This window comes from Shimia isoporae (assembly GCF_004346865.1).
In the GTDB taxonomy this organism is placed as follows: domain Bacteria; phylum Pseudomonadota; class Alphaproteobacteria; order Rhodobacterales; family Rhodobacteraceae; genus Shimia; species Shimia isoporae.
This window is the reverse complement of record NZ_SMGR01000001.1, coordinates 239,322-252,464: the sequence shown is the minus strand read 5'-3', so window position 1 is coordinate 252,464 and position 13,143 is coordinate 239,322. Positions and strand designations below refer to the sequence as shown.

Here is a 13,143-nt window from a genome sequence, read left to right as displayed (position 1 = left end):
GGCTGGCCACTGAGGAATTCAGAAGTGATCACCACAGCCCGCCTCACTCTGCGTCGCGCCCGCGCCGATGATCTGGAAGACATGTACCGGGTTTTCTCAAACCCAGACGCGATGCGCTATTGGGATACCCTGCCGCACACCGACGTTTCCCAGACGGAAGACTTCCTGCAGCGCATGATCGCCGCCCCCGAGGACGCCTCAGACGATTTTATCATCGAACGTGACGGACGGGCGATCGGGAAAGGCGGCTGCTGGCGCATCGCCGAGGTTGGCTTCATCTTGCACCCCGATCACTGGCGGCAGGGCATCGGATTCGAAGCTCTCTCCGCGGCCATTCCCCACGCGTTTGAAACCTTGCCGATTGACCACCTCACTGCCGAGGCCGATCCGCGAAACACCGGATCGCTCACGCTCCTGAACCGGCTCGGCTTTGTCGAAACAGGCCGCGAAAGCAACACGATCAAGGTTGGCGACGAGTGGTGTGACAGCGTGTATCTCCGGCTGGAGCGTCCCGACTGAGGCTAATCCGCTTCGTTAATCCCGCTTATCCAGCGCATCTCCGCGCATGGCCGCCATAAGTTCAGCACCAGGCATGGCTTCTTCGGCGTAGCCAAACGTGCCCGAAACCAGAATTTCCTGCGCTGCCCTTTGCAACGCTCCGTATGCCGCCCGCGCCATTGACCCGCCCACACTGATCCGCGCAACACCTGCGTCCTGCAACTGCGCGACCGAGTAAAACGGCCCGCGCAATCCCATCACAACATTGACCGGCTGCTCCACTTCCGAGCAGAGCGTTTGGATCGCCTCCATATCCGGAAGCGCCGGCGCATAGAGAACCTCCGCTCCGGCCTCTCCATAAGCCTGCAGCCGTGAGATTGTGTCGGCCAGATCCGGTCGGCCGTTAAGATAATTCTCACACCGCGCCGTAAGAACAAATCCAGCGTCCCTCGCGGCCTCCGCCGCCGCCGAGACACGCTCTACCGCTTGCGTCAGGTCGTAGATGCCTCCATCAGGCCCACCAGTCACATCCTCGATAGAGCCACCAGCCAATCCGACGCCCGCCGCCAAACGCACCGTTTCGGCACACACCTCGGGAGACGCCCCGAATCCGTCCTCGAGGTCGGCCGAGACTGGCACATCTACAGCGCTGACGATGGCAGCGGCGTTTTCCAGAATCATCGCGCGGCTGACCGCGGCAACCCCGTCACGAAACCCGGCGCCTACAGCACAGCCCGCACTTGTCGTGGCCAAGGCTCCGAATCCCGCCTGTGCGAGAATCCGCGCCGATCCTGCATCCCAGGGGTTCGGCATCACGAATCCCGCCCCCTTTCGGTGCATTTCACGAAATTGTGCCACCCGCACCGCCTGTTTCTCGAAATCTGACATGCCAATACCCTCTCAAAGCGCCTAAAACACACCAAATCAAGAACAAATCAGGAACACAACCCCTCTGCGACACCTTGGACTTTGACCGATCCCGACCGGGGTGCGACACTTTTTTTTGATCTGCGTCAAATACGGAGATTGCGACTACGCCCCGTAGTCCCTAAAAACGGCCCGGAACGGGCGTCGGCAAGAATCCGCGCGCCCTCGAAATGCATCAACAGGAGGCGACGCATGGCAGACGCAGCCATTCAAGGCCACGAACATCATGACGAGCGCGGGTTCTTTACCCGTTGGTTCTTGTCCACCAACCACAAGGACATCGGTCTTCTTTACCTGATCGTATCCGCCCTTGCCGGTTTTATCGCAGTATTTTTCACTGTTCTGATGCGCATGGAGCTCATGGAGCCCGGCGTTCAGTACATGTGTCTGGAAGGCGCACGCTTCCTGAGCTTCGGCGCAGGTGACGGCCCCTGTACACCAAACGGCCACCTCTGGAACGTCCTGATCACCTATCACGGTGTCCTGATGATGTTCTTCGTGGTGATTCCCGCACTCTTCGGCGGTTTCGGCAACTACTTCATGCCGCTGCAGATCGGTGCTCCGGATATGGCCTTCCCCCGGATGAACAACCTCTCGTTCTGGCTCTATGTGGCCGGTACGTCCCTCGGCGTAGCGTCCATGCTGGCTCCGGGCGGCAACGGTCAGCTTGGTTCCGGTGTGGGTTGGGTTCTGTATCCGCCGCTCTCGACCACCGAAGGCGGCATGTCCATGGACCTCGCCATCTTTGCTGTTCACGTGTCGGGTGCATCGTCCATTCTGGGCGCGATCAACATGATCACCACCTTCCTGAACATGCGCGCGCCGGGCATGACCCTGTTCAAGGTTCCGCTGTTCAGCTGGTCGATCTTCGTGACCGCATGGCTCATCCTGCTGGCTCTGCCGGTTCTGGCTGGCGCCATCACCATGCTGCTGACCGACCGTAACTTCGGCACGACCTTCTTCGATCCTGCCGGTGGCGGTGACCCGATCCTTTACCAGCACATCCTGTGGTTCTTCGGTCACCCCGAAGTATACATCGTGATTTTGCCGGGTTTCGGCATCATCTCCCACGTGATCGCGACTTTCTCGCGCAAGCCGGTCTTCGGCTACCTGCCGATGGTATGGGCGATCATCGCGATTGGTGCTCTGGGCTTCGTCGTTTGGGCACACCACATGTACACTGTGGGCATGTCCCTGACGCAGCAGTCTTACTTCATGCTGGCAACCATGGTCATCGCGGTGCCGACCGGGGTTAAGATCTTCTCTTGGATCGCGACGATGTGGGGCGGCTCTATCGAGTTCAAAACCCCGATGCTCTGGGCATTTGGCTTCCTGTTCCTCTTCACCATGGGCGGCGTGACCGGTATCGTTCTGTCGCAAGCCTCTGTGGACCGCTACTACCACGACACCTATTACGTGGTTGCGCACTTCCACTATGTGATGAGCTTGGGCGCAGTCTTCGCCATCTTCGCCGGTATCTACTTCTACTTTGGCAAGATGACTGGTCGTCAGTACCCTGAGTGGGCGGGCAAGCTGCACTTCTGGACCTTCTTCATCGGTGCAAACCTGACCTTCTTCCCTCAGCACTTCCTGGGTCGTCAGGGCATGCCGCGTCGTTACATCGACTATCCGGAAGCCTTTGCCTACTGGAACAAGATCAGCTCCTATGGCGCGTTCCTGTCATTCGCATCCTTCGTGTTCTTCTTCGGCGTGATCCTGTACTCGCTGTTCCGTGGCGCGAAAGTGACCGAGAACAACTACTGGAACGAATACGCCGATACTCTGGAATGGACTCTGCCGAGCCCGCCGCCGGAGCACACCTTTGAAATCCTGCCCAAGCAGGAAGACTGGGACAAAGGCCACAGCCACTAAGGCGAGCCTCATAAACATCAAAAAGAGGCCCCGGAGCATCACTGCACCGGGGCCTTTTTCTTTTCTTTCGTTGCCGCATCATGCCTGACTTCTCCGATATCAAATCGCGCACAAACGCAACCTATGACCGCGTTGCCAGTCATTGGGACGCAGGCCGCAACACGGACCTGCACGAACGCCCATGGATTGACCGCCTGCTGGCTGGCTTGCCTGCGCCCGCCAGCGTGCTCGATCTTGGCTGTGGCTCCGCCCGTCCCATTGGGCAATACATCGCCAGCCTCGGCCACACCCTCACCGGCGTCGACGCCAGCCCCGCCATGCTTGCGCTCGCCCGCCAACGCGTCCCCGCCGCTATGTTCCACGAAATGGACCTCACCGCCCTCGACCTGCGCGACACATTCGATGCAGTTCTGAGCTGGGACGGCACCTTCCACCTCTCCGTTGCCGAACAACGCACCCTGCTGCCGAAACTGGCTGCCCTTACCGCTCCCTGCGGCAACCTGTTGCTGACAATCGGCTATGGCGAGAGCGAAACCACGGGCACAGTCGCAGGGCAGACTGTCTACCACGCCTCGCTTGATCCCGATGAATACATTCAAACCCTGACCCACCTCGGATTTGAAACCGTAACCTGCACAGCCAACGATCCAGACACGCACGGCCATCACATTATTCTCGCAACAAACAAGACCGCTGTATGACCCGCTCCGAAACGACTCAACGCAATTGGCAAGGCCCCTTCATCCGCCTCGCCGCAGTCTCGCACTAGGCTGACCTGATGCCCTACCGCTGGAATGATGCGCCCAACGCGCCTGTCCTGGTTCTCTGGCCACACCGCTCGCTCCCTAGACGCGGATTTGCAGCGATGATCCTCTTTGCCTTCACCATGGGGACGATCCCGCTTTACGGGCTTTTGGGCACAGTCTTTTTCTGGACGATCCTACCATTTATCCTCGCGATGGTTGCCGCACTCTGGTGGGGGCTGGAGCGCTCTTACAAAGACGGCGATGTGGTCGAGGAGTTGCATTTTTCTGGCGAGAACCTCCATCTCGTTCACAGTCCCTCCAAAGGCGAAAACAAGTCATGGGAGTGCAACGTATTCTGGGCCCGCGCCGAGCTCCACGTCGCGGGAGGGCCGGTGTCAAACTACGTGACACTCTCAGGCAATGGCCGAACCGTCGAAATCGGCAGCTTTCTCTCCGAGGATGAGCGCAAGGCGCTATTTAACGAGCTCGACGACTTCCTCAGAACGCGCCGCTGAAACCGCCAACTGTGGGACCGACGCAATACCGACGGTTTGCCGACGCTTTGCAGACGGGTCTTCCCAACGTCGCCATCCATAGTTTTTCCCGCCAATCGACGAGACACAGGCTATTCTCGGTCAGGAACTGGCAAAGGGAGGCCCACATGTCCATCGCACTTCAGGTTCTGTACCCGGCTACAGACGGCACCAAATTCGATCACGATTACTACACCAGCACCCACATGGATCTGGTTGAGCAACACATGGGCCCGCATGTGGCTTCCACGGTGGTAACAAAGGGTCTTGGCGGTGGTGGCCCAGATGCCCCTGCCCCGTTTCATGCCATCGCGACGATCATCTTTCCATCACAAGAAGCCATGGGCGCCGCTATGGATGCCGCCGGGCCTGTGATGCAGGACATCCCCAATTTCACGGATGTACAGCCTCAGGTGATGGTTGGGGAAGTCGTCTGATCCCAAGAAAAAGGGCGCCAATCGGCGCCCTTCCAAAGTCCGTTCGACTAGACGTCAGGCCATTCCGCCCCGCACCAGACCTTCGGCAATCCGCGCATATGCCTGCGCCATATCGCTTTCGCCTGCCGCGATCGGCGTGCCACCGTCCCCCGCGAGACGTGTATCAAGGTCGATAGGCAGAGCACCCAGCAAAGGCACCCCGATTTTCTCGGCTTCTTTGGCCACGCCACCGTGCCCGAAAATATGCGCTTCATGCCCGCATTTCGGGCAATGGAACATGCTCATGTTTTCGATCAGACCAAGTACAGGCGTTTTTAACTGATCAAACATACCCAACGCTTTGCGCGCATCCAGAAGCGCCACGTCCTGCGGCGTGCTGACCACAATCGCGCCCGTCAGTTCTGTCTTCTGACAGAGCGTCAACTGAACATCACCCGTGCCGGGCGGCAGATCCACGATCAGTACATCAAGGTCGCCCCACTGCACCTGTGTCAGCATCTGCTGCAACGCGCCCATCAGCATGGGACCACGCCAGACAACAGGCTTGTCCTCCTCCAGCATAAACCCCAGCGACATGATCGTGACGCCATGTGCATGCAGCGGCAGGATTGTTTTGCCATCGGGGCTTGCGGGGCGCTTGTTCACGCCCATCATGCGCGGCTGGCTTGGCCCATAGATATCTGCGTCCAACAAACCGACCTTTCGGCCCTGCTTGGCCAGCGCTACTGCCAGGTTGGAAGACACCGTAGATTTGCCCACACCGCCTTTGCCGGATCCAACCGCCAGAATTCGATCCACGCCAGCCACCTTCATCGGCCCCGCCTGCGGCTTGGGATGCCCCCCGACTTTCAACGTCGGAGGAGCCTTCGCAGCCGCCGCGGGCGCAGATTGACCACCGGAATGCGCTGTAAGCACCACCGACACCTCTTTAACGCCTTCCAGCGTCTTAATCAGATCCTCTGCAGCCTGCCGAAAGGGACCCATCTTTTGCGCAATCTCTGCCGTTGGTGCTTCGATCACAAATCGCACCACTCCCGACTCGACAGAGAGAGCACGAACGAAATCATGTGAGACCAGATCGCCGCCGTCCGGAAGGGATATCCGACGCAACGTCGCAAGTACTGACTCTTTCGTTATCGCCACCATTTTCCTCACTTTCTGCATTGCAGCATAATATATAAGCACGCTGCACTTTTACATTTCCTTCACAATTAGGCCTTTGTTTTCCATAACTTGCCCAATCTCCCTGCATTTTCAGGGTGACGTCGCGTCCCTATTCGCTCAGCGCATAGCGGCGTTGCGTCACTTGGTATTGTGCAATTGCAGCACGAACCTATATCACCCTCATCAAGACGAAACGAAACGAACACCGCCAGATGCTCGAGGTATCAAGATGGCATATGTAGCAAACACCAATTCCGTGGCAACCACCACTGAGGCCCGTGGTCTCTCGGTTCTTTTTTCGAACCTCGCAGAGAAATGGCGCCAGTATCGTGTGTACCGCACCACTTTCAACGAACTGATGTCTCTGTCTGATCGCGAACTTGCAGATCTGGGCATGAGTCGTTCGATGATCCGCCGCGTCGCCATCGAGGCAGCACGCGAGCACTAAGAAATTCCGGGAAGCCATCTCCTCCCTCGGCTTTCCAATTCAGCGGTGATGTCTCTCCTCCTCCCTGACGTCACCGCAAGAACATAGGGCCCACGGCCCGCACGGGATCAAGATCTCCTCTCCTCCTCCCTGGGGATCTTGAGACTAGAGCGACGGCACCTCTCCTCCTCCCTGGTGTCGTCGCACTCAAATACCGGGCCAAATGGCCCAAACGGGATCAAAGGTTCCTCTCCTCCTCCCTGGGACCTTTGAGACTAGAGCGGCGACACCTCTCCTCCTCCCTGGTGTCGCCGCACTCCAAATTCGGGCCACATGGCCCACCGGTATCAAGGCTCCCTCTCCTCCTCCCTGGGAGACCTTGACGAAAGAACGGCGGCGCCTCTCCTCCTCCCTGGCGCCGCCGTTTTTCTTTTCAGCACCCCACTCATCGTCCGTTTGTTTCGAGCCCGCTGTCGAAAGCTCCTCGTCTAGACATCTAATCCTCGGAAAAGGCGGGTTTTTTTGTGATCTCACCTCGACAAGAAATGCGCTCCCGTTGCACAAGGCTGTCACTGGCTTATTTCACAAACAGGATTTCGGCATGGCGAAGGCAATTGTAATCCGCGAACACGGCGCATCGGACGTTCTGCGGTACGAAGACATCACCCTTGCCGCCCCCGCTGCCGGTCAACTGCGCCTTCGCCAAACGGCGATAGGCGTCAATTTCCACGACGTCTATGTGCGCTCCGGCCTTTACAAAACCCTCCCTCTACCCGGCACCCCCGGCTGCGAGGCGGTGGGCATTGTCGAAGATATCGGCACCGGCGTTGAAGGCTTCGCCATTGGCGACCGTGTGGCCTATGTCAGCAGTGCCTACGGCGCTTATGCATCTCATCGGCTACTGGACGCATCTCTGGCAATAAAAGTACCTGCGGGTCTTCCGGACGGCCTCGTTGCGACGAATCTTCTACGTGCAATGACCGTGGACATGCTCATCGCACAGGTATGCCGTGTGAAGCAGGGGGACACGATTCTGGTGCAGGCCGCGGCTGGCGGCGTCGGACGCCTGCTGTCGCAATGGGCATCCCACCTCGGAGCAACCGTGATCGGCACAGTGGGGACCGCCGAAAAAGCAAAACAAGCCAAAGCTTCGGGTTGCGCCCACACAATTCTTTACCGTGAAACCGATTTCGTGGAAGCCGTAGGGAACCTGACACGCGGCCAGGGCGTCGACGTCGTTTTCGATTCGGTGGGCAAAGACACGTTCTACGGCTCTCTCGAAGCGCTCAAACCGACGGGGCATCTGGTAAATTTCGGCCAGTCCTCGGGCCCGGTCGCTCCTCTGGAGATGCCACAACTCGCGGCAAAATCCTTAACGGTGAGCCGCCCGATTCTATTTCACTACACGGCAAATCCGTCCGCCTACCAGGAAATGGCAAAAGCCGCGTTCGATGCCTTTTCCAAAGGTTTCCTGACAGCGGACACGGCCACCTCCATCCCTCTCCAAGCAGCTCCAGACGCGCATGCGCTGCTGGAAAACCGCTCAGGCGGAGGCGCCGTAATGCTTGTGCCCTAAGTGGCGCTACAAACCCGCACTTGGGCGCGCCTTGATCGTGTCGAACCAGGCACGGGAGGCCGTGTTTTCTTCGGGAATGCCTTGCTTCACTATCCGGGCGAAATCACAGAATACGAAGCCGGTGATATCCGCCATCGAGAACGCATCTCCCGCCAGATAGGCGCTTTCATTCAAACGGGTCTCCAGCGTCTCAAAGAACCGGCTGAGCCGTAGTATTCCGCGCTCAGCAAGGGCCGGAATTTGCTCGTAGTCCACTGCCCCGGGCAAAGCGCGCCCCTTGAGCGCAGGCGTCGAATTGCGCAGAGCTTCGGCAATTGCCATGCCGGCGTGGAATTCGCAAATCGCATTCCACATCAGGATCTTACCTTTCTCGTCGGGCGTCATTCCCATCATCGGCGGCTCTGGGAATGCGGCTTCAAGGTAGCCCGCAATGGCAATGTTCTCGGACAGAACCGTTCCCTCTTCGGTCACCAGAACGGGAACAGTCCCATTCGGATTGATCGCAAGAAACTCGGGTTGGCGATGGGCGTCGTTGCGCAAGTCCACCTGACGCGTTTCAACTTCAATTCCCTTCTCGGCAATCAACATACGCGCCCGGCGCGGGCTCGGCGCTGTGGCGCAGTCGTAAAAAATCATCCGGACCTCCTCTGGTTGCCCACACCCAACCCAGAGCCCAAACCAAAGTCAACGCCTCCAAAGTTGGGGCAACGCGGGGTCACCAAACATGTCGCCAAGCTTCTTTCGGGTCGGACAAACCCTTGGCCGAGTCCACAGGACGGCGGGGCTCACGCCGACAACGTGATGCCTAAAACGGCACGTCGTCAGGCGCGGTCACAAAGCGGGCCACGACCTTCTTCTCTCCCGCCTTCTCAAAGTCCACAGTCAGCTTGTCGCCCTCAATCTCTGTCACGGCGCCATAGCCAAACTTTTGATGGAACACCCGATCCCCAATGGTGAAGCTGCTGACCGCCGTCATATCGATTGCCGCCGCCTTGCTTTCCTTGGGTTGGCTCATGCCATAGGTCCCAGACCGTGCTTGCATCCGTTTCCAACCGGGCGAGTTGTAGACATTCGCCTCAGCCGCCTTGGCTTCCAGTCCAGACGAAAAGCCGCCACTTCCACCACCCTGATGGCCATACAGCCCCGGCGGAGTCAGCACCTCGACATTTTCCTCGCTCAATTCGTCAATGAACCGGCTTGGCATCTGGCTCTGCCATTGCCCGAAAACCCGCCGGTTCCCTGCAAAGGAGATCGTACAGATTTCTTCGGCACGCGTAATGCCCACATAGGCCAGCCGCCGCTCTTCCTCGAGCCCCTTGAGCCCGTTTTCATCCATCGACCTTTGCGACGGGAACAACCCGTCCTCCCAGCCCGGAAGGAACACCGCAGGGAACTCGAGTCCCTTGGCCGCATGCAGGGTCATGATGGTGACTTTTTCTTCGGCGTCTTCGCTCGCATTGTCCAGAACAAGGCTCACGTGCTCAAGAAACCCCTGGAGATTGTCAAATGTTTCCAGGGCTTTGACCAGCTCCTTCAGGTTCTCCAGCCGTCCGGGTGCTTCCGGTGTTTTGTCGTTCTGCCACATCGCAGTATAGCCGGATTCATCAAGGATCACCTGTGCCAGCTCGATGTGGCTCAATTCCGGTTGACCGTCTTGCACACGGGTCGCTTCCACAGTCAAACCGTCGTCAATCACCGCGTCGTCATCCAACGCCACCTCGACAGTCGGGACCACGCTTTGGCGCCGCCAACGGTCTATGTCATCCAGCAAAACTCCAAGTTCTTTGGCGCCTTTTCCGCCAATGCCTTTTTCCTCAAGCAAAATTCGCGCGCCTTCCAAAAGGCTCACACCATTGTTGCGCGCGCACGTCTGGATTTTCTGCTGCGCCACATTGCCAAGTCCGCGCTTTGGCGTGTTCACAATCCGCTCAAACGCCAGATCATCCTCGGGAGAGACAACCACGCGGAAATAGGCCATCGCATCGCGAATCTCCATGCGCTCGTAAAACCGCGGCCCGCCGATCACACGATATGGCAAACCGATGGTCAGGAACCGGTCTTCAAAGGCGCGCATCTGATGGGATGCCCGTACCAGTATCGCCATGTCGTCAAGAGATTTGCGGCCCATGCCACGCGTGCCGCGCTGCATCGCTTCAACCTCTTCCCCGACCCAGCGCGCTTCTTCCTCGCCGTCCCAATGCCCGATCAGGCGTACCTTCTCGCCCATGTCAGCTTCGGTCCAAAGCTCCTTGCCCAACCGGTTTTCATTGCCGCGAATGACGTTGGAAGCCGCCGCCAGAATGTTGCCGGTCGAGCGGTAATTCTGTTCAAGCCGCACAACATGTGCGCCCGGAAAGTCTTTCTCAAACCGCAGGATGTTGCCCACTTCAGCGCCACGCCAACCATAGATCGACTGGTCGTCGTCGCCCACACAACAGATATTCTTGTGCCCCTGCGCCAACAGGCGCAGCCACAGATACTGTGCGACGTTGGTATCCTGATACTCGTCGACCAGAATGTAGCGGAACCAACGCTGGTATTGCGCCAATACATCCGGATGATCCTGAAAAATCGTGACCATATGCAAAAGCAGGTCGCCAAAGTCGCAGGCATTCAACTGTTTCAAACGCGCTTGATACTGCGCATAAAGCTCGCCGCCGCGATGGTTGTAAGCGCCAGCATCCGCAGCGGGCAGCTTTTCAGGCGTCAAAGCCCGGTTTTTCCAGCCATCGATCAGGGATGCCAACTGCCGCGCAGGCCAGCGCTTGTCATCAATGCCTGCCGCAGTCACCAGTTGCTTGAGCAATCGTAGCTGATCATCTGTGTCCAGAATGGCAAAGTTGCTCTTGAGGCCAACCAACTCCGCATGGCGGCGCAACAGCTTCACACAGATCGCATGGAATGTGCCCAGCCAAGGCATGCCCTCGATCTGATGCCCCAACATATTGCCGACGCGGGTTTTCATCTCCTTGGCGGCCTTGTTGGTAAAAGTCACTGCCAGAATTTCGTTCGGGCGCGCCTTGTTCATATTCAGCAGATGCACAATCCGTGCCGTGAGCGCCTTGGTCTTGCCGGTTCCGGCACCGGCCAGCATCAACACAGGCCCGTCGAGATTCTCGACCGCCTCGCGCTGCGCGGGGTTCAGTTCGTCAAGATACGGCGTCGGGCGCGCCATCATGGCGCGTGCCGACAGCGAAGCGCCTTCGAAGGCGTCAAGTTCGTCGTCAAAACTGCTCATGGCGGGCAATCTACAGCGCCAAATCAGCGATTGGAAGTTCTCTTTATGTTCGCCCACAGTGGCAAACACGTTAAATACTGGACAAATCACGCAATCCGGCGAAACTCGGCGCATGGATTTGCACGCAAAATACCCCGCTCTGAGCGATCTGCGCAGCAAGGCGCAAAGCCGAATCCCCAAATTCGTTTGGGAATATCTGGACAGCGCCACAGGCGACGAGCGCACCAAGGCCCGCAACCGGGCAAAGCTCGACGAAATCCTGTTCCACCCCTCCATCCTTCATGGCGACATCACACCGGACACCTCAGTAGACCTGCTTGGCCAACGCTACCCCTTGCCTGTTGGAATGGCCCCGATCGGCATGTCCGGCTTGATGTGGCCCAACGCAGAGTTCTCTCTGGCCCGCGCGGCCGCGGCGGAGGGCGTCCCTTACTGCATTTCGACAGTGGCCACCAAAACGCCCGAAGAGATGACACCGTATCTGGGTGAAAACGCGTGGTTCCAGCTCTATCCTCCACGCGACGAGGGTATTCGCAAAGACCTGCTGGGCCGGGCAAAAGCGGCTGGGTTCTCCACACTGGTTCTTACGGTGGATGTGCCCACGGCTTCCCGCCGCGAACGGCAGATCCGCTCCGGCCTCACGACACCTCCGCGACTGACGCCCCGCCTTCTGGCACAGGTGGCCATGCGCCCGGCTTGGGCCTTGGCCACTGCCCGCGCGGGCATGCCGCGCATGAAACTGATTGACGACTATGCAGAAGAAGTCAGCGGCCTCAGCTCAACAGCCCACGCCGGCTATCTGTTGCGAACCTCGCCGGACTGGGATTACCTCAAATGGCTGCGCGACCATTGGGACGGTCCGTTTGTGGTCAAAGGTGTGATGCGTCCGGGCGATGCCCAGCGGCTTGATGCGGCTGGCGTAGACGCGCTTTGGCTCTCCAACCACGCTGGCCGCCAGTTTGATGCATCCCCGGCCACGATCGAAGCCCTGCCCGCCATCCGTGCAGCGACAAACCTGCCCTTGATTGTCGACAGCGGATTTGAAACCGGTCTGGATATCCTGCGGGCGTTGGCCTTGGGAGCAAGTTTCGTCTTCATGGGGCGCGGCTTTCACTATGCGCTCTGCGCGCTCGGCGACGCGGGCCCGGCTCATTTGCTGGACATCCTGCGACAGGACCTGGCGGCCAATATGGGGCAACTGGGCGCGGAAACCTTCGATGACCTGAAATCGAGTCTCGTGGACTAGAAAGATCGGACCGATCTACTTTGCCACCAAATCCTTCGGCATGGCGTCAAACGCTGTTTGAGCGGAAACGACCGGCAATCCGGATGGCACCCATCCCGGTCCACGCCTGCCCCCCAACATGCCTTCGCTTACGTCCATAACGCCCTCGACACCATTGTCCCGAAGAAGCGACATCATCCGGCCCGACCTGTTGCCCGAACGACAGATAATCGCGACCTGCTTGTCCGGGTTGCGTTCGATTGCCGCCAACAGCCAGCTTCCAAACTCCGGCTCGCGCATATCGAGCGGCCAAGCGCCCTCAGCGACGCCGGTTTCCTGCCATTCTTCCGGAGTGCGCAGATCAATCAGGATCAACTCACCGGACCGCAGCCGTACATGCGCCTCCGACGCGCTTAGGGTGTTTTCGGCCCAACCGGCATTCGGCACGATCAGCGCCCAACCCGCCAGCAAGAATCCACGACGATCCATCATGTCAAAAC

13 protein-coding genes are annotated in these 13,143 nt (G+C 58.8%); 8 read left to right on the top strand and 5 right to left on the bottom strand.

The features are described from left to right. The first annotated feature begins 24 nt into the window (after positions 1–24). A complete protein-coding gene (locus BXY66_RS01280) occupies positions 25–519 on the top strand; it encodes a GNAT family N-acetyltransferase (RefSeq protein ID WP_243694265.1) in 495 nt (164 codons plus the stop codon). A 15-nt stretch (positions 520–534) separates the two neighbouring features. Here the strand turns inward: BXY66_RS01280 and BXY66_RS01275 are convergent, their stop codons facing one another. Further along, positions 535–1,386 (bottom strand): isocitrate lyase/PEP mutase family protein, encoded by an 852-nt coding sequence (locus BXY66_RS01275; protein WP_132858373.1) that lies wholly within the window; start codon positions 1,384–1,386, stop codon positions 535–537. 231 nt (positions 1,387–1,617) lie between these two features. On the opposite strand from BXY66_RS01275, the gene ctaD reads away from it, so the two are divergent. The 4 genes from ctaD to BXY66_RS01255 all read left to right on the top strand — a co-directional run bounded on the left by ctaD (position 1,618) and on the right by BXY66_RS01255 (position 5,013). Next, the gene (ctaD, locus tag BXY66_RS01270; protein ID WP_132858372.1) at positions 1,618–3,297 is read left to right on the top strand and encodes a cytochrome c oxidase subunit I; all 1,680 of its coding nucleotides are present in this window, start codon (positions 1,618–1,620) and stop codon (positions 3,295–3,297) included. Positions 3,298–3,377: 80 nt separating this feature from the next. Next, the gene (locus tag BXY66_RS01265) at positions 3,378–3,998 is read left to right on the top strand and encodes a class I SAM-dependent methyltransferase (protein WP_132858371.1); all 621 of its coding nucleotides are present in this window, start codon (positions 3,378–3,380) and stop codon (positions 3,996–3,998) included. Positions 3,999–4,075: 77 nt separating this feature from the next. Next, positions 4,076–4,558 carry a DUF2244 domain-containing protein gene (locus BXY66_RS01260; protein ID WP_132858370.1) on the top strand — a complete coding sequence of 161 codons (483 nt, stop codon included), beginning with the start codon at positions 4,076–4,078 and terminating at the stop codon, positions 4,556–4,558. 146 nt (positions 4,559–4,704) lie between these two features. Beyond that, entirely contained in the window at positions 4,705–5,013 is a 309-nt protein-coding gene (locus BXY66_RS01255; RefSeq protein ID WP_132858369.1) for an EthD family reductase, read from the top strand. Positions 5,014–5,067: 54 nt separating this feature from the next. On the opposite strand, the gene BXY66_RS01250 is transcribed toward BXY66_RS01255, so the two are convergent. Continuing rightward, positions 5,068–6,156 carry an Mrp/NBP35 family ATP-binding protein gene (locus tag BXY66_RS01250; protein WP_132860296.1) on the bottom strand — a complete coding sequence of 363 codons (1,089 nt, stop codon included), beginning with the start codon at positions 6,154–6,156 and terminating at the stop codon, positions 5,068–5,070. A gap of 250 nt (positions 6,157–6,406) precedes the next feature. Between BXY66_RS01250 and BXY66_RS01245 the strand changes: the two genes are divergently transcribed. Together BXY66_RS01245 and BXY66_RS01240 are read left to right on the top strand one after the other, a co-directional pair. Further along, on the top strand, positions 6,407–6,625 hold the full coding sequence (locus BXY66_RS01245; protein WP_132858368.1) for a DUF1127 domain-containing protein: 219 nt from the start codon (positions 6,407–6,409) through the stop codon (positions 6,623–6,625). A 580-nt stretch (positions 6,626–7,205) separates the two neighbouring features. Beyond that, a complete protein-coding gene (locus BXY66_RS01240; protein ID WP_132858367.1) occupies positions 7,206–8,180 on the top strand; it encodes a quinone oxidoreductase family protein in 975 nt (324 codons plus the stop codon). Positions 8,181–8,186: 6 nt separating this feature from the next. Here the strand turns inward: BXY66_RS01240 and BXY66_RS01235 are convergent, their stop codons facing one another. Continuing rightward, positions 8,187–8,816 carry a glutathione S-transferase family protein gene (locus tag BXY66_RS01235; RefSeq protein WP_132858366.1) on the bottom strand — a complete coding sequence of 210 codons (630 nt, stop codon included), beginning with the start codon at positions 8,814–8,816 and terminating at the stop codon, positions 8,187–8,189. A 169-nt stretch (positions 8,817–8,985) separates the two neighbouring features. After that, positions 8,986–11,418 (bottom strand): ATP-dependent helicase, encoded by a 2,433-nt coding sequence (locus BXY66_RS01230; protein ID WP_132858365.1) that lies wholly within the window; start codon positions 11,416–11,418, stop codon positions 8,986–8,988. A gap of 112 nt (positions 11,419–11,530) precedes the next feature. On the opposite strand from BXY66_RS01230, the gene BXY66_RS01225 reads away from it, so the two are divergent. Then, positions 11,531–12,664, top strand: coding sequence for an alpha-hydroxy acid oxidase (locus tag BXY66_RS01225; RefSeq protein WP_132858364.1), 1,134 nt, complete (start codon positions 11,531–11,533; stop codon positions 12,662–12,664). 15 nt (positions 12,665–12,679) lie between these two features. Here BXY66_RS01225 and BXY66_RS01220 read toward each other — a convergent pair whose 3' ends face one another. After that, complete coding sequence (locus BXY66_RS01220) at positions 12,680–13,135, bottom strand: rhodanese-like domain-containing protein (protein ID WP_132858363.1); 456 nt, start codon at positions 13,133–13,135, stop codon at positions 12,680–12,682. Between the last annotated feature and the right edge of the window lie 8 nt (positions 13,136–13,143).

Bases quoted from the DNA above. Each gene is read 5' to 3' on its own strand.
- BXY66_RS01275 (WP_132858373.1), bottom strand. From the start codon at position 1,386: ATGTCAGATTTCGAGAAACAGGCGGTGCGGGTGGCACAATTTCGTGAA.
- BXY66_RS01260 (WP_132858370.1), top strand. From the start codon at position 4,076: ATGCCCTACCGCTGGAATGATGCGCCCAACGCGCCTGTCCTGGTTCTC.
- BXY66_RS01235 (WP_132858366.1), bottom strand. From the start codon at position 8,816: ATGATTTTTTACGACTGCGCCACAGCGCCGAGCCCGCGCCGGGCGCGT.
- BXY66_RS01230 (WP_132858365.1), bottom strand. From the start codon at position 11,418: ATGAGCAGTTTTGACGACGAACTTGACGCCTTCGAAGGCGCTTCGCTG.
- ctaD (WP_132858372.1), top strand. From the start codon at position 1,618: ATGGCAGACGCAGCCATTCAAGGCCACGAACATCATGACGAGCGCGGG.
- BXY66_RS01220 (WP_132858363.1), bottom strand. From the start codon at position 13,135: ATGATGGATCGTCGTGGATTCTTGCTGGCGGGTTGGGCGCTGATCGTG.
- BXY66_RS01240 (WP_132858367.1), top strand. From the start codon at position 7,206: ATGGCGAAGGCAATTGTAATCCGCGAACACGGCGCATCGGACGTTCTG.
- BXY66_RS01255 (WP_132858369.1), top strand. From the start codon at position 4,705: ATGTCCATCGCACTTCAGGTTCTGTACCCGGCTACAGACGGCACCAAA.
- BXY66_RS01245 (WP_132858368.1), top strand. From the start codon at position 6,407: ATGGCATATGTAGCAAACACCAATTCCGTGGCAACCACCACTGAGGCC.
- BXY66_RS01265 (WP_132858371.1), top strand. From the start codon at position 3,378: ATGCCTGACTTCTCCGATATCAAATCGCGCACAAACGCAACCTATGAC.
- BXY66_RS01225 (WP_132858364.1), top strand. From the start codon at position 11,531: ATGGATTTGCACGCAAAATACCCCGCTCTGAGCGATCTGCGCAGCAAG.